This is a genomic window from Burkholderia sp. Bp8994, from assembly GCF_003853805.1.
Classification (GTDB): domain Bacteria; phylum Pseudomonadota; class Gammaproteobacteria; order Burkholderiales; family Burkholderiaceae; genus Burkholderia.
The window spans coordinates 40,542-57,240 of record NZ_QTQH01000024.1 but is presented as its reverse complement, the minus strand read 5'-3'; the positions used below and the strand labels follow the sequence as shown (position 1 = coordinate 57,240).

Sequence of the window (16,699 nt, the reverse complement as noted above, 5' to 3'; positions counted from 1 at the left end):
TGCCGCGATGAAGATCATGATCGTCACCGACGCGTGGGAACCGCAGGTCAACGGCGTCGTGCGCACGCTGAAGAGCACCACCCGCGAACTCACCGCGCTCGGCCACCGGGTCGAAATGCTGACGCCGCTGGAATTCCGCACGGTGCCCTGCCCGACCTATCCCGAGATCCGCCTGTCGATCCTGCCGTACCGCAAGCTGCGCGCGCGGATCGATGCGTTCGCACCCGACGCGCTGCACATCGCGACCGAAGGCCCGCTCGGCCTCGCCGCGCGACGCTATGCACGCGCGCGCAAGCTGCCGTACACGACCGCGTATCACACGCGCTTTCCGGAATACGTGCAGGCGCGCTTCGGGATTCCGCTGTCGGCGACCTACAAGTTCCTGCACTGGTTCCACGGGCCGTCGCTCGCGGTGATGGCGCCGACCCCGGTCGTGAAGCAGGACCTCGAGAAGTTCGGCTTCACGAACGTCGTGCTGTGGACGCGCGGCGTCGATCTCGACATCTTCCGGCCGATGGAGTCGAAGGTGCTCAACACCGCCCGGCCGATCTTCCTGTACGTGGGCCGCGTCGCGATCGAGAAGAACGTCGAGGCGTTCCTGCGCCTCGACCTGCCCGGCTCGAAGTGGGTCGCGGGCGAAGGTCCGGCGCTCGCCGAGCTGAAGTCGCGCTACCCGGAAGCGAACTATCTTGGCGTACTGTCGCAAGCCGAGCTCGCCAAGGTGTATGCTGCGGCCGACGTGTTCGTGTTCCCGAGTCGCACCGACACGTTCGGCCTCGTGCTGCTGGAGGCGCTCGCGTGCGGCACGCCGGTCGCCGCCTACCCCGTCACGGGCCCGATCGACGTGCTCGGCGGGGGCGATGCCGGCGCGATGCACGAAGACCTGCAGGAAGCCTGCCTGGAGGCGCTGAAGATCGAACGCGATACGGCCCGCGCGTGGGCCGAACGCTTCTCGTGGCGCGCGGCGTCCGAGCAGTTCGCGTCGCATCTGAAGCCGCTGCCGAAGACTGCGTACTCGCCCGCCGAAGGTGCCGCCGTTTGAAACGAGACCTGAACGACAAGACCCCGTCCCCTGCCATCACGGCGCCACTGCATCGTCCGTTCGACGAAGAAGAGCCGCACGCCGACGCGGACGTGCACCCGCACGAACCGCTCGGCCCCGACGATCGCCTGGCGCCGCTGCCGCCGAACCCGTACAAGCGCCACCGCGGCATCACGCGCGCGTGGTACGCGCTCAAGCATTCGCTGAACGGGTTTCGCGTCGCGATCCGCGAGGAGAGCGCGTTTCGCCAGGAGCTCACGCTCGCCGCGCTGATGCTGCCGATCGGTGCGTTCTCACCGGTCCCCGCCGCATCGCGCGCGCTGCTGATCGCGTCGGTGCTGCTCGTGCTGATCGTCGAGCTGCTGAACTCGAGCGTCGAGGCCGCGATCGACCGCATCTCGCTCGAGCGCCACGAATTGTCGAAGCGCGCGAAGGATCTCGGCAGCGCGGCGGTCACGGTCGCGCTGTTCGCGTGCGTGACGACGTGGGGCTTCGTGCTCGGGCCGGTGATCGCCCGCTGGCTCGGCTTCTAGCAACCCCCGCGCCGCCGCCCGCGTGCGGCGGCGCACCATGCGCGGAACGCATCGCGCTCACGAAATGCGCCCGATGCAAGGAAACCGCGGTTTATAATCGTCCGCCAGACTTAGAACAGCAACCCGCGCCGGACGAATCCCGCAGCATCGATTGCAGCGCCCGCCAGTCCGGCACACACAGGGCCGGACGACATGGAAGCGAAACCTCCCCGCCGCACCCGCGAACGGATTCTCGAGTTGTCGTTGAAACTCTTCAACGAGATCGGCGAGCCGAACGTCACGACCACGACGATCGCCGAGGAAATGGAAATCAGTCCAGGCAACCTGTACTACCATTTCCGCAACAAGGACGACATCATCAACAGCATCTTCGCGCAGTTCGAGCAGCAGATCGAACGGCGGCTACGCTTCCCCGAAGATCACCGTCCGACGATCGACGAGACCTGGTCGTACCTGCAGTACATGGCCGATTTCATGTGGACCTACCGGTTCCTGTATCGCGACCTCAACGACCTGCTCGCGCGCAACCGCACGCTCGAGACGCACTTCAAGCAGATCATCAGCCACAAGGTGCGCTTCGCGCACGAGATGTGCGAACTGCTCGTGTCCGACGCCGAAATGGTCGCGACGCCCGCCGAGATCGAAGTCATCGCCACCAACATGGCGGTGATCTCGACGTACTGGCTGTCGTATCAGTACGTGATGCATCCGCGCAAGTACAACGACCAGGACGCGATCCGCGAAGAGCTGCACCAGGTGAGCATGCACGTGATCTCGATCATGGCCCCGTACCTGCGCGGCCGTTCGCGCCAGCTGTTCGACGATCTCGTCTCCGGCAAGCTGCCCAAGCGCCAGTTCACCGACTACCTGCCGCCGCGCGACGGTTCGCCGCGCCCCGCGGGCAGCCCGGTCGCCGCCAAGCCCGCCGCGAAGGATACGAAACAATGAAGGCAGTCTGTGTTTACTGCGGCTCGTCGTCCGGCGTGCGGCCCGTCTATGCGGACGCCGCGCGCGCATTCGGCCGCGCGCTCGTCGATGCGGGCCTCACGCTCGTCTACGGCGGCGGCCGCGTCGGTTTGATGGGCGTGATCGCCGATGAAGTGATGGCGGCCGGCGGCCGTGCGGTCGGCGTGATCCCCGAGTTGCTCGTCGACAAGGAAGTCGGCCATACCGGGCTGTCCGAGCTGCACGTCGTACCCGACATGCACCACCGCAAGAAGATGATGGCCGACCTGTCCGACGCGTTCGTCGCGATGCCCGGCGGCGCCGGCACGCTCGAGGAATTCTTCGAGGTCTATACGTGGGCGCAGCTCGGTTATCACCGCAAGCCCGTCGCGCTGTACAACATCGATTCGTTCTACGATCCGTTGATCGCGCTGCTGCGCCATACGGTCGACGAAGGCTTCATGCGCCCGGCCTACTTCGACGCACTGTGCATCGACGCCGAACCGGTCGCGCTGATCGAACAGCTGCGCCGCTACCAGCCGCTCGCCCAGGACAAGTGGGCAACCGACGCGGCCAAGTAACGTTCATCAGGAGCCGCACGCGATGCCCGCACCGTCCGAGCGCAAGGCCGTCCTCATCACCGGCGCGAGCCGCGGCATCGGCCGCGCGACCGCCGTGCTCGCGGCCGGGCGCGGCTGGGACGTCGGCATCAACTACGCGCGCGACGCGGCGGCCGCCGAACTGACCGCGCAAGCCGTTCGCGACGCCGGCGCCCGCGCATGCGTCGTCGCCGGCGACGTCGCGAACGAAGCGGACGTCATCGCGATGTTCGATACGGTCGCGACCGCGTTCGGTCGCCTCGACGCGCTCGTCAACAATGCGGGGATCGTCGCGCCGTCGCTGCCGCTCGCCGACATGCCGGTCGAACGGCTGCGGCGGATGTTCGACACCAACGTGCTCGGCGCCTACCTGTGCGCGCGCGAAGCCGCGCGCCGGCTGTCCACCGATCGCGGCGGGCGCGGCGGCGCGATCGTCAACGTGTCGTCGATCGCGTCCCGGCTCGGCTCGCCGAACGAGTACGTCGACTACGCGGGCTCGAAGGGCGCGGTCGATTCGCTGACGATCGGCCTCGCGAAGGAACTCGGCCCGCACGGCGTACGCGTCAACGCGGTGCGCCCCGGCCTGATCGAGACGGAAATCCACGCGAGCGGCGGCCAGCCGGGCCGCGCGGCACGCCTCGGCGCGCAGACGCCGCTCGGCCGCGCCGGCGAAGCGCAGGAGATCGCGGAAGCGATCGTCTGGCTGCTCGGCGACGCGGCGTCTTACACGACGGGCGCCCTGCTCGACGTCGGCGGCGGCCGGTAATCCCGCCCCAAAAGGCGGAAAAACGGCCGACCGGGGCCGTCCGTGGTCACGACACCACAAATCTCCACAATATCGCGGCTGTTTCAGTAAACATCCGTAACGGTTCCGTGTTCTACTAGCGCCAAGCCAAAAACGGCCGGTCATCCGGCTGTCATTTCGCCTCGATGCGACCCTTATTGGTCCCGGCCCATGTCGCCGGACCGGCTTGACCCGACCGAGATCTTTTCCATGCCAGGAACCGCAGCGCCCGGCCGGCGACGCACGGCCGTGCCCGCTTCGGCCGCGCACGCACGCTCAGCCGCCGATCCCAACCTCAGCGCGACACTCGATGGCGCCGGCACGCCTGCCGTGGCCGGCGCCGCCGCACCGAACGCCACCCGCGATCGCGTCCTCCGGCTCGGCTGGCGCGTCTGGCTGCTGGTTGCCGCGCTGGTGTGCGCGTATACGCTGCCGGGGGTGCTCGGCCACGATCCGTGGAAGCAGGACGAAACCTATACGTTCGGCATCATCCAGCACATGCTCGAGACGGGCGACTTCGTCGTGCCGACCAGCGCCGGCCAGCCGTTCATGGAAAAGCCGCCGCTCTACGCATGGGTCGCGACGAGCCTCGCGTGGCTGCTGCAGCGGGTAATGCCGCTGCACGACGCGGCACGGCTCGCGAGCGCGCTGTTCGCGGCGCTCGCGTTCGGCTTCATCGCTCGCGCGGCCCGCAGTGCCGGCCGGGCCGACAGCTGGCTCGACCTGCGCGTGATCGGCCCCGTCGTGCTGAGCGCGGGCACGCTCGTCGTGATCAAGCACGTGCACGACATGATGACGGACGTCGCGCTGTTCGCCGGCACCGCAATGGGCTTCTGCGGCCTGCTCGAGCTCGTGATGCGGCACGTCGCGCAGGCGCGGCAGATGCGGCACGGGCTGCCGGTGCGGCCGTCCGGCCGCTGGGCCGCGCCGCTCTTCGGCGCGGGCGTCGGCATCGCGCTGATGGCGAAGGGGCTGTTCGTGCCGCTCGTGTTCGCGGCCACGCTCACGGGCGCGCTGGTGCTCTACCCCGCCTGCCGTACGCGCGCGTTCGCACGCTCGCTCGGCGTCGCCGCGCTGGTGTTCGCACCGTTCGCGCTCATCTGGCCAACCGCGCTGTTCCTGCGTTCCGAGACGCTGTTCATGACGTGGTTCTGGGACAACAACGTCGGCCGCTTCTTCGGTTTCTCGGTGCCGGAACTCGGCGCGGAAAACGACAAGCCGTTCTTCATCCTGCGTGCGTTCCTGCTGCTCGGCTTCCCGGTCGCGCCGCTCGCGATCGCCGCGCTGGCGCGAGGCGCATGGCGCGACTGGCGCACGCCGCGCATCGCGCTGCCCGTGCTGTTCGCCGGGATCGGCCTCGCGGTGCTGCAAGTGTCCGCGACCTCGCGCCAGCTCTACATCCTGCCGTTCTTCGCGCCGCTCGCGCTGGTCGCCGCGCAGGCGATCGACCGCCTGCCGCGCGGGCTGCACCTCGCATGGGACTACCTGAGCCGCCTGCTGTTCGGCACCGTCGTCGCGCTCGCGTGGATGATCTGGGCGGTCATGGCCGATCCCGGTGCATCGCGTGCGAACCTCGCGGTACTCGGCCGCTGGCTGCCGCTCGACTGGACCATGCCGATCGTGCCCGGGCTCGTGATCGGTGCGCTCGCGCTGACGGTCGGCTGGCTGTCGCTGCTGCCGAAGCTGCGCACGACCGGCCTGTGGCGCGGCGCGCTGTCGTGGGGCGCCGGCGCGCTGGTCGCGTGGGGTCTCGTTTATACGCTGCTGCTGCCGTGGCTCGACGTCGCGAAGAGCTACCGGTCGGTGTTCGACGACCTGAACGCGCATCTCGCGCTCGAGTGGAGCGACGGCGACTGCATGGCGAGCCTGCACGGGCTCGGCGAATCGGAAGCGCCGATGATGTACTACTTCTCCGGTATCCAGCACACGCCGATCGACGACGCGAAGACGACGCGCTGCACGTGGATGATCGTCCAGGGCGTGCGGGCCGTCGATCCGGCACCGGGCAGCGAATGGAAACTGTTCTGGACCGGCGCCCGCCCGGGCGACGACGAGGAGCTGCTGCGCGTCTACGTGCGCACGCCCGAAGCGCACGAAACGAAGTAATGCAAGGCGGCGCCGCAAAACGGCGCCGTCGTCATGTCCGGAAGACCAGCGCAAGCGGCGCGCGAGCGCGGCTTCATGCCCGCCATCCCGCCCCCCCGCCCGTCAAAACGACGAGCCGGGCTCGCGCAGGAATGCCGCCTCCGCATCGGTCGATGCACGGCCGAGAATCGCGTTCCGGTGCGGAAAACGGCCGAAACGCCCGATCACGGCCGCATGACGCAACGCGAAGTCGTGATAGCTCGCACACCCGGCCTCGCCGCGAATGCCAGCGCACAGGCGCACGGCCTCGCGCTGGCTCGCGTCCGACTCGTCATGTTCGAACGGCAGGTACGCAAACGCGCGGTGATGGCCGCTCGGCAACTGCGCGTCCCACCCGGCCGCGACGACGCGCCGCGCGAGCGCCAGCGCTCTCGGATCGGCGGCGAACGCGCGCGGCGTGCCGCGGTGAATGTTGCGCGAGAACTGGTCGAGGACCACGATCAGCGCGAGCGCGCCGAGCGGCGTGTCGGCCCAGTGATCGCACGCGCCGTCGCACGCGGCGTCGAGCAACGCACCGTAGCGCGTACGAAGCACGTCGTCGAACGCCGCGCCGCCGTTGAACCACACCTTGCGCGCATGGCCGAACGCCGCCGAATCCGGTTCGCCGAACCAGAAATCGAGAATCTCGCGCGCTTGCGGATCGAGCGCCGCGGCGCTGTCCGTCAGGTTGTCGATCGTCATGCAAACTCCAGCACGAGGCGCCGTGTCCGCGCACTCTTCTTTTCAAGTCTGGCGACCCGCAGGTCGCCGATTTCCGACGTATTGCGCACATGCGTGCCGCCGCACGGCTGCAGATCGACACCTTCGATGCGCAGCAGCCGTACGCGGCCCAGCCCCAGCGGCGGCTTCACGCTCATCGTGCGCACGAGTTCGGGGCGCTCGGCCATCTCCGCGTCGGTGATCCATTCGGTCGTGACCGCATGCGCGCCGTGGACCAGTTCCGCGAGACGGCGCTCGACGTCGACGCGGTCGATCGTGTCCGACGTCGCGAAATCGAGCCGCACGTAGTCGGCCGTCACGCTGCAGCCGTCGACCGGGTAAGGCAGCACCGCGCACATCAGGTGGGCGGCCGTATGCAATCGCATGCGCCGGTAGCGGCGCAGCCAGTCGATGTCCGCGACCACGCGCGCGCCGGGTGCGAGCGCCGCGACGCGCGCTTCCTGGCCCGCCTCGGGCACGTGCACGGCATCGTCGGGCGTTGCGCCTTCGAACTTCGCCTTGCGCGTGTCGACGATCGCGATCGTGCTGCCGTCGGGCAGCGTCAGCGTGCCGCTGTCGCCGGCCTGCCCGCCGCCGAGCGGATAGAACACGGTGCGGTCGAGCCGGATGCCGTCTTCGCCGACGGCCGCGACGACGGCCTCGCACTGCGTCAGATAGGCATCGTCGCGAAACAGGGCCTGGGTCATCATCGGGCGAACCTCGTATCGATGGGGAAACGACCAGTGTCGCGCCGCACCGCGCCGGCCGCCCAGACGCAGTTCGCCCAGCGTCCGGACAGCGGCGTACCGGTCGATCAACCGGGCCGGTTGCGCATCCAGTCGGCCGTGTCGTAGAACGAATGCATGAGCCGTTCGCGCAGCGGCTCGGGCAACCCGACGTCCTCCATCGCCCACGCCATGCAGCGCAGCCACTGATCGCGCTCGACCGACGCGATCGGGAACGGCAGGTGCCGGGCGCGCAGCCGCGGATGGCCGAACCGGCTGATGTAGTGATCGGGGCCGCCGAGCCAGCCGCACAGGAACCAGAACAGCTTGTCGCGCGAGCCGTCGAGCGACGCCGGATGCAGCGCGCGAATCTCCGCGAACTCGGGCTCGAGGTCCATCAGGTCGTAAAAACGGTCCACCATCTCGCGCACGCGGGCTTCGCCGCCCACGAGCTCGAACGCCGTCGGCTGCGACGGCGCTTCATCATTCACATCGGTCATACGGATAATCGGAAACGGGATAGTCGGGGCCGCCGGCGACGCTCAAGCGTCGCGCAGCGACTGCAGCGCCGGGCGCCGCAACACATTATGCAGGCTCAGCCAGCCGGCCGCACCGGCGCACGCGACGCCGGCCGCGATGCCGGCCGGCACGAGCCACGGATCGACGGCGAGCCGGAACTCGAACACGCGCGACGCGAGCACCCAGCCGACCGCGATCGCCCCCGCCGCAGCCAGTGCGCCGGCCAGCGCGCCGACGACGATGAATTCCGCGCGCTGCACCGCATTGACCTGCGCGCGCGACGCGCCGAGCGCGCGCAGCAGCGCGGCCTCGCGCACGCGCTCGTCGCGCGAGCCGGCCAGCGCCGTGTACAGCACCAGCACGCCCGCCGCGAGCGTGAACGCAAACAGGAACTGCACCGCGCCGACCACCTGCAGCATCATCCGTTGCAGCTGCGCGAGGATCGGCGCGATGTCGATCGCGGTCAGGTTCGGGTAGCGCGCGATCAGCGGATCGAGCAGCGCCGCCTGCTCGGCCGGCTGGTGGAAGCTCGTCAGGTAGACGGCCGGGAAATCCTTCAGCACCGGAGGCGGCATCAGCACGAAGAAGTTGACGCGGAACGTGCCCCAGTCGAGCTTGCGCACGCTGGTGATCGGCGCATCGACCGTCAGCCCCGTCACGTCGAAGCGCAGCGTGTCGCCAGGCTTCACGTTCAGCGTCTGCGCCAGCCCGGCCTCGATCGAGATCTGCGGGCTGGCCGAATTGCCGAACCAGTCGCCTGCGACGATCCGGTTGTCGGGCGGCAGCTCGGTCGTATACGACAGGTTGAACTCGCGATCGACGAGCCGGCGCGCCTCGTCGGACGGATACGCTTGCGGGTTCACCGGCTTGCCGTTGATCGCGACGAGCCGGCCGCGCACCGTCGGCGCGGGCACCGCATCGCGCACGCCGTGCGCGGCGAGCCACGCCGCGACGTCGTCGCGCTGGTCGGGCTGGATGTCGATCAGGAACTGGTTCGGTGCATCGGGCGGCATCGACTGCCGCCAACCGGCGACGAGATCGTTGCGCGTGATCGCGATCAGCAGCAGGCACATCAGGCCCAGCGCGAGCGCGGTGATCTGCAGCGCGCTCGCCGTGCCGCGCCGGTGCAGCGACGCGAGCGCATAGCGCCAGCCGATGCCCGCCGCCACGCGCGCATCGCGCACCGCGCGCGCCGCCGCGTACAGCACGAGCCGCGCGATCAGCGAGAACCCGACCAGGGCACCGGCGAACCCGCCCGTGACGATCAGCCCGAGCTTCAGGTTGCCCGCCGCGACGATCAGCAGCCCCGCGAACAGCACGACGCCGAGCGCATACGCGGCCCACGCGGTGCGCGACGCGTCGCCCCAGTCGCGCCGCAGCACGCGCACCGGCGGCACGCGCGTGAGCGGCGCGAGCGGCGGCAACGCGAAGCCGAGCAGCAGCACGAGCGCGGTGCCGATGCCGACGAGCGCGGGCCACAGCGTCGGCGGCGGCAGCGCGACGTCGATCAGGCCGCCGAGCGCCGCCAGGAGCGCCCAGTGGCCGCCGTAGCCGAGCGCCGCGCCGGCGACACCCGAGACGATGCCGAGGCCGGCGAATTCGAGCGCGAACAGCGCGCCGAGCGTGCGCCGGCTCACGCCGAGGCAGCGCATCGTCGCGCAGCCGTCCAGATGGCGCCGCATGTAGCGCTGGGCGGCCATCGCGATCGCGACCGCCGCGAGCAATGCGGTCAGGAGCGCGACGAGCGTCAGGAAATGGCGCGCACGATCGAGCGTCTGGCGCACTTGCGGCTGGCCTTCCTGCAGCGATTCGAGACCGACGCCGCGCAGCTTGCCGCCGTCGACGCGCCCGTGCGCATAGGCCTCGAAGCGCGCGACGGCCGCCGGGTCGCCGGCGACCAGCAGCCGGTACGTGACGCGGCTGCCGTAGCCGGTGAGCCCGGTCGCGGCAAGCTCGTCCGCGCGCATCATCAGCCGCGGCGAGAAATTGACGAACGAGAAGCCGCGATCGAGTTCGCGGGAGATCGACGCGGCGACCGTGAACGTGCGCAACCCGACACGCACGGTATCCCCGACCTTCAGATCCAATGCATCGAGCAGCGCGGGATCGGCCCACACGGTGCCGGGCGCGGGAATCGCGGCCGCCTTGTGCGCGGCGGCGGCGCCGGCCGGCACGATCTCGACCGCGCCGCGCAGCGGATAGCCGGGCGACACGGCCTTCACGGCCGCGAGGCGCGCGGGCGCCGCGTCGCTCGCCTGCCGGCCGGCGGCCGACGCGATCATGCTCGGGAAGATCGCGGTCGTCGCGGTGCGCAGGCCGAGTGCGCGCGCCTCGCGATCGAACGACGGATCGACGGGATGGTCGGCACGCACGACGAAATCGGCGCCGAGCATCTGGCGCGCGTCGCGCTCAAGCCCCTGGCGCAACCGGTCGGCGAGGAAACCGACGCTCGTCAGCGCGGCGACCGCGAGCACCAGCGCGAGCACCAGCAGCGTCAGTTCGCCGGCACGCCAGTCGCGTGCGGTCATCCGTGCGGCCTGGCGGATCAGGTCGTGCCAGCCGAAGCGGCCGGCATGGCCGGGCCGCCCGGCCGGCGAAGGGTCAGGACGCTGCCGCTCGGCGGTTGACGGCGCCTTCAATCGCGCTTGCCCCCGATCGAGTTGAGCCGCGACACCATGTGGTTCGCCATCCCGCGGAAGCCGCCCGACACGCCGCGCCACAGACGCGGCAGCGCCCAGGCCGATGCCGCGATGAACGCCGCGAGCAGCACGAGGAACGCAAGCGGAACGAAGAACGCGAGTGCGAGGCCGCCGAACACGAGGCCGTCTTCGGTGGACGATGCGACCCAGTTCGAGATCGGCTCGGGAGACAGGTTGATCAGCGCGCGCGTGCCGGCCTTCGCGACGTGCGCGGCACCGGCGAGCGAGCCGCCGGCCAGCCCGGCGACCGCGAGCACGGTCGGGTCGGCATGGCCGAGCGCACCGGCGGCCAGCACCGCGCCGGCCGGAATGCGGATGAAGGTGTGGACCGCGTCCCACAGCGAATCGAACGCGGGAATCTTGTCGGCAAGGAATTCGGTGACGGCGAGCACGGCGGCGGCGCCGATGACCCACGGCGACGTCAGGACCGCCAGCGTGTCGGGCAGATGGAGCCAGCCGACCCGCGCGAGCACGCCGGCGATCAGCACCGTCAGGTAAAGGCGCAGCCCGCTCGCCCACGCGAGCCCCGCGCCGAGCGAAATGGCTTCGATCATGGCCCTCTCCTTGCACTTTTCGTGCGCTTTGCCGATTGATCGGATCGAGTCGGTATGACCGGCCGCGCGGCGCGTGGCAACCGGTGCCGCCTGCCGGGAACGGCGCAGCGGCATTCAGGCCCGAATGCGTTCCATTATAGACAGGCTGGCAGGCGGGCCGCCGCAATTCCGCAGTGCGTCACGGCCGGGGGCGGGCGCCGGCCGGCGCGGCGGCGTCACGCAGCCGACGACAGCTTCAGGCCGATCAGCCCGAGCACGATCAGCGACGCGCTCGCGACGCGGGCGGCGGTGAGCGCCTCGCCCATCATCACGATCCCGAACACGAACGCGCCGACCGCGCCGATGCCCGTCCATACCGCATACGCGGTGCCGAGCGGCAACTGGCGCATCGCGACCGCGAGCAGCCCGAAGCTGGCGAGCGCCGCCACGATCGTCACCACCGACGGTCCGAGCTTCGTGAAACCCTCGGACGATTTCATGCCGGCCGCCCAGGCCACTTCCAGCAAACCGGCGATCAACAACCATACCCACGCCATCTCGACGTACTCCGGATCGGATGGGGCCGTCCCCGTTGAAGCGAATGGCCCGGGGTCGTCCCCGGGCGGCGCCGAGTATAACAAGACGCTTACGGGCATGCCGGATGCGCCGGCCGGGGGCGAACGGGGGGATCGCTGCGACGCATGGCCCGCGCGCCGCCGCCCGGCCGCGCCCGGTCTCAGTTCGACACGCGTTTGGCGCCGCCGCCGCCCACGCAGCGGTCGTCGCGGTACAGCGCCCATTCGTCGCACACCCGGCCGTCCTTGAACACGCACATGCCGACCTGCCCGCTCGACAGGTTGCGGATCACGTGGCGGCCGCCGAGCTTCGCGCAGTTGACCGACGCGGGATTGGCGAGCGCCTGTTGCGGCGCCGAAGGCTGCTGCCCGGGCGGCAGCGGCTGGGCAAACGCGCCGGGCGCAGCGAGCGCCAGCGCACAGATGACGACCAGACGGACGGACATTGCACGCTCCTCGATTTCGTTCGCGGAACGGTCAGCATAGCGGGGAATCCGTGGCCGGTGTGCGCGGCCGGCGCATGCGGCGGCAATGTCGCGCCGATGCAACTTCACCGGCGTGCGGCCTTGCATTCCGGCCGCTTCGCGCGGCACGCCGCGGACGTCACGCAGCGCCGACGAGCCGGTAGCCGACTCCCGTTTCGGTGACGATATGCTCGGGCTGCGCGGGATCGCGCTCGAGCTTCTGGCGCAGGTGCGCCATGTAGATGCGCAGATAGTGATGGCTCTCGACGTGCGACGGCCCCCACACGTCGCGCAGCAGCTGGCGATGCGTGAGCACGCGCCCCGCGTGCCGCACGAGCGTCGCGAGCAGCCGGTACTCGAGCGGCGTCAGGTGCACGATCTCGCCGTCGCGCCACACTTGGCGCAGCGCGAGATCGACGCTCACCGTGCCGAAGCTCACCTTCGGCGACTCGTTCGCGCCGCCCTGGTTGCGCCGGCGCAGTTGCGCGCGGATCCGCGCGCGCAGCTCGGACACGCCGAACGGCTTGGTCAGGTAGTCGTCGGCGCCGGCATCGAGCGCGGCGACCTTCTCCTCTTCCTGGGTGCGCGCGGACAGCACGATCACCGGCACCTCGGACCAGCCGCGCAGCTCGCGGATCACGTCGAGGCCGTCGGTGTCGGGCAGGCCGAGGTCGACGATCACGAGATCGGGCTTGCGGGTCGCCGCGTCGATCAATCCCTGCTTGCCCGTCTCCGCCTCGAACACGGCGATGTCCTCCTCTTCGAGCGCGGCGCGCACGAAGCGGCGGATCTGTTTTTCGTCCTCGATCAGGACGACGGTCAGGCTCGGTTCACTCATGGTCTGGCAATGGCTCGGAGGGAGACGACGCGCCGGGCACGTCGATTTCGTCGTCGGGTACGGCAGGCACGGCCGGCGGCGTGTCGACCGGCAGCGTGAACCAGAAGCGCGCGCCCGTCACGCGGCCGTCGGGCGCGATACGGTTGAGCGCGCCGATTCTACCGCCATGCGCCTCGACGATCGCGCGGCAGATCGCGAGGCCGAGCCCGATGCCCGGCGTCGCCGATTCCTTCTCGCCGCGCGTGAACTTGTCGAAGATCCGCGTTTCCATCCCGGCCGGCAGGCCCGGGCCGTGATCGTCGACGTGCACGCGCACGAAGGGCTGGCCGTCGTCGGTCACGCGTTCGGCGCCGATGTCGATCGGCGCGTCGGCCGGTGTGTATTTCGCCGCGTTCTCGAACAGGTTGGTGAACAGCCGCTCCATCAGCACCGCGTCCATCTGCAGGAGCGGCAGGTCGGCCGGCAGCGACACGCGCGCCGGATGCCGCGCGAGCACGCGCTTGCACGCGGCGAGCGCGGCGCCGACGGTTTCCTCGAGCAGCGACCACTGGCGCTTGAGCTGCAGGCTGCCGGCCTGCAGCCGCGCCATGTCGAGCAGGTTGGTGACGATGCCCGTCATCCGCAGCGCCTCGTCGTGGATCGCGTCGACCAGCTCGCCCTCGCGCTGCGCGAAGCGTTCGGCCGCCGCGGCGTCGCCGTCCTGCGCGGCCGCGCGACCGTTCGCGAGCATCGACGAAAAGCCGACGATCGTCGTGAGCGGCGTGCGCAGGTCATGCGAGATCGCCGACAGCAGCGAGTTGCGCAGCCGCTCGGATTCCATGTTGACGAGCGCGTCGCGCGCGATCTCGACGTAGTGCACGCGTTCGAGCGCAAGCGCGATCTGCGCGGCGAACGCGTCGAGCATCCGCTGCTGCTCGGGCACCTCGAGTTCGCGCGGCTCGCGCGACGCGACCGCGAGCACGCCGCGCGTGCGCATCGGCGCCTTCAGCGGCAGGTACAGCGCGGCGGCGGCGGGCAGCGTGTCGGTGCCGCGGCCGGCCGGCTTCTGCTGGTCGTACACCCACTGGCCGACGTCGCTGTCGAGATCCGCGCCCGTCAGCGTGACGGCCGCGTCGGGTTCCTCGATCTTCTGCCGCACCTGGTCCGCGCTGTCGGGCAGCAGGAACGCGACGCGCGCGCGGAACACCTCGCCCACGTGGCGGCTGCCGATCTCGACGATCTGCTCGGTCGTCAGCGCCGCGCCGAGCTCGCGCGCCATCGCGTAGATCGCGCCGGTGCGGCGCTCGCGGCGCTGCGCGATGCTCGCCTGGCGCGTCAGCGTCGACGTCAGGTGGCTGATCACGAGCGACGTCAGCAGCATCCCGAAGAAGGTCAGCAGGTACTGCGTGTCGCTGACCGAGAACGACATGCGCGGCGGCACGAAGAAGAAATCGAACGCGGCGACCGACAAGAACGACTGCAGCACGCCCGGGCCGCGCCCGAGCCGCACGGCCGAGAACACGACGCCGAGCAGGTACAGCATCACGAGGTTCGTGAGGTCGAGCCGCTCGGACACGACGCTCGCGACACCGGTGATCGCCGCGCAGATCGCGGCGGCGTACAGGTAGTGGCGCGGCGGCGAACGCCGCAACCCGAATTGCGCGAACGCGTCGCGCCAGTCGCGTGCGCGCGCGTCGAGCGGCGCCGCGCGCACCTCGTCGCTCGCCGACGCGCGGATCAGCATCAGGTCGACGTCGCCCGCGCGTTCGGCGAGCTGTTCGCCGAACGGCCGCGCGAAGCGGCGCGCGAGCCCGACCTTCGGCGAGCCGCCCGCGACGAGCTTCGACACGTTGCGCACCTTCGCATAGCCGATCAGCGCGGCAACCGCGTCGTCGCCCGCGAGCGTGGCCGTCTCCGCGCCGAGCTCGGCCGCGAGTTTCAACGCGTCGAGCGTGCGCTGCCGCCGCGCATCGGGCAGCCGCTGCAGCCGCGGCGTCTCGACGTACACGGCGATCCAGTCGGCCTTCAGGCTCGCCGCGAGCCGCGCGGCCGCGCGCACGAGCGTCGGCGCCTCGGGGCCCGGCCCGACGCACACGAGCAGCCGCTCGCGCGCCTGCCAGATGCGCTGGATCGAACGGTCGGCGCGGTACTCGCGCATCTGCGCGTCGACGCGATCGGCCGTGCGCCGCAGCGCCAGCTCGCGCAGCGCGATCAGGTTGCCCTTGCGGAAGAAGTTGCGCACCGCGCGCTCGGCCTGCTGCGCGAGATAGACCTTGCCGTCGCGCATCCGCTCGAGCAGCTCCTCGGCCGGCAGGTCGACCAGCGTGACTTCGTCGGCCGCGTCGAACACGCGGTCGGGCACGGTCTCCCACACGCGGATGCCGGTAATCGCGCCGACCACGTCGTTCAGGCTTTCGAGATGCTGGACGTTGACCGTCGTATAGACGTCGATGCCCGCGTCGAGCAGTTCGTAGACGTCCTGCCAGCGCTTCAGGTGCCGTGCGCCCTGCACGTTCGAATGCGCGAGTTCGTCGACGAGGATCAGCTGCGGCGCGCGCGCGAGCGCGCCGTCGAGATCGAATTCGGCGAGCGTGCGGCCGCGATACTCGATGCGCGCGAGCGGCAGCACGTCGAGGCCGTCGAGCAGTGCGGCGGTTTCGCCGCGGCCGTGGGTCTCGACGATGCCGACGACGACGTCGACGCCGTCCTGCAGCCGCTGGCGCGCGGCCTGCAGCATCGCATAGGTCTTGCCGACGCCGGCGGACGCGCCGAAGAAGATCTTCAGCTGGCCGCGCCGCTGCTTTTCTTCGTCGCGCTGCAGCTTGTCGAGGAGTTGGTCGGGATCGGGGCGGTTCATGCGTCAGGAAGGCGAAACGCGGGATGGCGAACGAGTACTGTCATTGTGGTTCCAAATCGCCGCAAAAGGCAAAGACGGCGCATGCGCCGTCGGACAAGCGCGTGCGGCGCGGATCGGGCCGCGCCGCACGCCGGTTGCCGCGCCGGGAGCCCGGCCGCGCGTTCAGTGCGCGGCCTGCGCCGCGTCGAGCGCGAGGTTCAGCTTCAGCACGTTCACGCGCGCCTCGCCGAGCACGCCGAACTGGCGGCCCGCCGTGTTCGCGGCGACGAGCTGCGCGACCGCGTCGGCCGTCAGGTTGCGCGCCTTCGCGACGCGCTCGACCTGGTACGCGGCGGCGGCCGGCGTGATCTCCGGATCGAGGCCGCTCGCCGACGCCGTCACGAGGTCGACCGGCACGGGCTTCGACATGTCGGTGCCGGCGTCGCGCAGCGCGGCGATGCGCGCCTTCACCTGGTCGGCGAGCGACGGGTTCAGCGGGCCGAGGTTCGAGCCGCCGGAGCCGGTCGCGTTGTACGGCATCGGCGACGTGGCCGACAGGCGGCCCCAGAAATACTTCGGCGCGTCGAACTGCTGGCCGATCAGCGCGGAGCCGACCGCGCGGCCGCCCTGCTCGATCAGGCTGCCGTTCGCCTGCGACGGAAACACGGCCTGGCCGAACACGGTCATCACGGCCGGATAGGCGAGCCCCGTCACGGCGGTCAGGACGACAAAGATCACGACGAGCGGGCGAATCAACGTTTTCATGAGGGTTCCTTCAAATGCG

The 16,699-nt window shown here is 70.3% G+C and carries 16 protein-coding genes; 6 read left to right on the top strand and 10 right to left on the bottom strand.

The genetic code is table 11. The annotated features are described in order from the left end of the window. Positions 1–7: 7 nt before the first annotated feature. From DIE04_RS24710 to DIE04_RS24685, 6 genes are all read left to right on the top strand, one after another. Positions 8–1,042, top strand: a complete 1,035-nt coding sequence (locus tag DIE04_RS24710) for a glycosyltransferase family 1 protein (protein WP_124573292.1) — start codon at positions 8–10, stop codon at positions 1,040–1,042. Next, the gene (locus DIE04_RS24705; RefSeq protein ID WP_044844680.1) at positions 1,039–1,575 is read left to right on the top strand and encodes a diacylglycerol kinase; all 537 of its coding nucleotides are present in this window, start codon (positions 1,039–1,041) and stop codon (positions 1,573–1,575) included. The genes DIE04_RS24710 and DIE04_RS24705 overlap by 4 nt, the downstream gene beginning before the upstream one ends. A gap of 192 nt (positions 1,576–1,767) precedes the next feature. Beyond that, positions 1,768–2,523, top strand: coding sequence for a TetR/AcrR family transcriptional regulator (locus DIE04_RS24700; protein WP_044844681.1), 756 nt, complete (start codon positions 1,768–1,770; stop codon positions 2,521–2,523). Beyond that, the gene (locus DIE04_RS24695) at positions 2,520–3,101 is read left to right on the top strand and encodes a TIGR00730 family Rossman fold protein (protein WP_044844682.1); all 582 of its coding nucleotides are present in this window, start codon (positions 2,520–2,522) and stop codon (positions 3,099–3,101) included. The genes DIE04_RS24700 and DIE04_RS24695 overlap by 4 nt, the downstream gene beginning before the upstream one ends. Positions 3,102–3,123: 22 nt before the next feature. After that, a complete protein-coding gene (locus tag DIE04_RS24690; protein ID WP_124522480.1) occupies positions 3,124–3,885 on the top strand; it encodes an SDR family oxidoreductase in 762 nt (253 codons plus the stop codon). A 228-nt stretch (positions 3,886–4,113) separates the two neighbouring features. Beyond that, positions 4,114–6,009 carry a glycosyl transferase gene (locus tag DIE04_RS24685; protein ID WP_124487220.1) on the top strand — a complete coding sequence of 632 codons (1,896 nt, stop codon included), beginning with the start codon at positions 4,114–4,116 and terminating at the stop codon, positions 6,007–6,009. Positions 6,010–6,111: 102 nt separating this feature from the next. Here the strand turns inward: DIE04_RS24685 and DIE04_RS24680 are convergent, their stop codons facing one another. From DIE04_RS24680 to kdpC, 10 genes are all read right to left on the bottom strand, one after another. Next, positions 6,112–6,729, bottom strand: coding sequence for a DUF924 family protein (locus DIE04_RS24680; protein WP_044844684.1), 618 nt, complete (start codon positions 6,727–6,729; stop codon positions 6,112–6,114). Next, positions 6,726–7,457, bottom strand: a complete 732-nt coding sequence (locus DIE04_RS24675; RefSeq protein WP_124487219.1) for an alanyl-tRNA editing protein — start codon at positions 7,455–7,457, stop codon at positions 6,726–6,728. The genes DIE04_RS24680 and DIE04_RS24675 overlap by 4 nt, the downstream gene beginning before the upstream one ends. A gap of 104 nt (positions 7,458–7,561) precedes the next feature. Continuing rightward, on the bottom strand, positions 7,562–7,972 hold the full coding sequence (locus tag DIE04_RS24670; RefSeq protein ID WP_044844686.1) for a group II truncated hemoglobin: 411 nt from the start codon (positions 7,970–7,972) through the stop codon (positions 7,562–7,564). Between the two features lie 42 nt (positions 7,973–8,014). Continuing rightward, on the bottom strand, positions 8,015–10,519 hold the full coding sequence (locus tag DIE04_RS24665) for an ABC transporter permease (RefSeq protein ID WP_124522504.1): 2,505 nt from the start codon (positions 10,517–10,519) through the stop codon (positions 8,015–8,017). 107 nt (positions 10,520–10,626) lie between these two features. Beyond that, complete coding sequence (locus tag DIE04_RS24660) at positions 10,627–11,244, bottom strand: DUF4126 domain-containing protein (RefSeq protein WP_040144699.1); 618 nt, start codon at positions 11,242–11,244, stop codon at positions 10,627–10,629. Between the two features lie 215 nt (positions 11,245–11,459). Next, the gene (gene sugE / locus DIE04_RS24655; RefSeq protein WP_044844689.1) at positions 11,460–11,780 is read right to left on the bottom strand and encodes a quaternary ammonium compound efflux SMR transporter SugE; all 321 of its coding nucleotides are present in this window, start codon (positions 11,778–11,780) and stop codon (positions 11,460–11,462) included. A 179-nt stretch (positions 11,781–11,959) separates the two neighbouring features. Further along, positions 11,960–12,244, bottom strand: a complete 285-nt coding sequence (locus tag DIE04_RS24650) for a DUF333 domain-containing protein (protein ID WP_124522478.1) — start codon at positions 12,242–12,244, stop codon at positions 11,960–11,962. Between the two features lie 157 nt (positions 12,245–12,401). Beyond that, positions 12,402–13,100, bottom strand: coding sequence for a two-component system response regulator KdpE (kdpE, locus tag DIE04_RS24645; RefSeq protein ID WP_040127870.1), 699 nt, complete (start codon positions 13,098–13,100; stop codon positions 12,402–12,404). Next, positions 13,093–15,936 carry a sensor histidine kinase KdpD gene (locus DIE04_RS24640; protein ID WP_124522476.1) on the bottom strand — a complete coding sequence of 948 codons (2,844 nt, stop codon included), beginning with the start codon at positions 15,934–15,936 and terminating at the stop codon, positions 13,093–13,095. The genes kdpE and DIE04_RS24640 overlap by 8 nt, the downstream gene beginning before the upstream one ends. 162 nt (positions 15,937–16,098) lie before the next feature. Beyond that, positions 16,099–16,680 carry a potassium-transporting ATPase subunit KdpC gene (kdpC, locus tag DIE04_RS24635; protein WP_124522474.1) on the bottom strand — a complete coding sequence of 194 codons (582 nt, stop codon included), beginning with the start codon at positions 16,678–16,680 and terminating at the stop codon, positions 16,099–16,101. Between the last annotated feature and the right edge of the window lie 19 nt (positions 16,681–16,699).

Bases quoted from the DNA above. Each gene is read 5' to 3' on its own strand.
- DIE04_RS24710 (WP_124573292.1), top strand. From the start codon at position 8: ATGAAGATCATGATCGTCACCGACGCGTGGGAACCGCAGGTCAACGGC.
- DIE04_RS24700 (WP_044844681.1), top strand. From the start codon at position 1,768: ATGGAAGCGAAACCTCCCCGCCGCACCCGCGAACGGATTCTCGAGTTG.
- DIE04_RS24695 (WP_044844682.1), top strand. From the start codon at position 2,520: ATGAAGGCAGTCTGTGTTTACTGCGGCTCGTCGTCCGGCGTGCGGCCC.
- DIE04_RS24690 (WP_124522480.1), top strand. From the start codon at position 3,124: ATGCCCGCACCGTCCGAGCGCAAGGCCGTCCTCATCACCGGCGCGAGC.
- DIE04_RS24685 (WP_124487220.1), top strand. From the start codon at position 4,114: ATGCCAGGAACCGCAGCGCCCGGCCGGCGACGCACGGCCGTGCCCGCT.
- DIE04_RS24680 (WP_044844684.1), bottom strand. From the start codon at position 6,729: ATGACGATCGACAACCTGACGGACAGCGCCGCGGCGCTCGATCCGCAA.
- DIE04_RS24675 (WP_124487219.1), bottom strand. From the start codon at position 7,457: ATGATGACCCAGGCCCTGTTTCGCGACGATGCCTATCTGACGCAGTGC.
- DIE04_RS24670 (WP_044844686.1), bottom strand. From the start codon at position 7,972: ATGACCGATGTGAATGATGAAGCGCCGTCGCAGCCGACGGCGTTCGAG.
- DIE04_RS24665 (WP_124522504.1), bottom strand. From the start codon at position 10,519: ATGACCGCACGCGACTGGCGTGCCGGCGAACTGACGCTGCTGGTGCTC.
- DIE04_RS24660 (WP_040144699.1), bottom strand. From the start codon at position 11,244: ATGATCGAAGCCATTTCGCTCGGCGCGGGGCTCGCGTGGGCGAGCGGG.
- sugE (WP_044844689.1), bottom strand. From the start codon at position 11,780: ATGGCGTGGGTATGGTTGTTGATCGCCGGTTTGCTGGAAGTGGCCTGG.
- DIE04_RS24650 (WP_124522478.1), bottom strand. From the start codon at position 12,244: ATGTCCGTCCGTCTGGTCGTCATCTGTGCGCTGGCGCTCGCTGCGCCC.
- kdpE (WP_040127870.1), bottom strand. From the start codon at position 13,100: ATGAGTGAACCGAGCCTGACCGTCGTCCTGATCGAGGACGAAAAACAG.
- DIE04_RS24640 (WP_124522476.1), bottom strand. From the start codon at position 15,936: ATGAACCGCCCCGATCCCGACCAACTCCTCGACAAGCTGCAGCGCGAC.
- kdpC (WP_124522474.1), bottom strand. From the start codon at position 16,680: ATGAAAACGTTGATTCGCCCGCTCGTCGTGATCTTTGTCGTCCTGACC.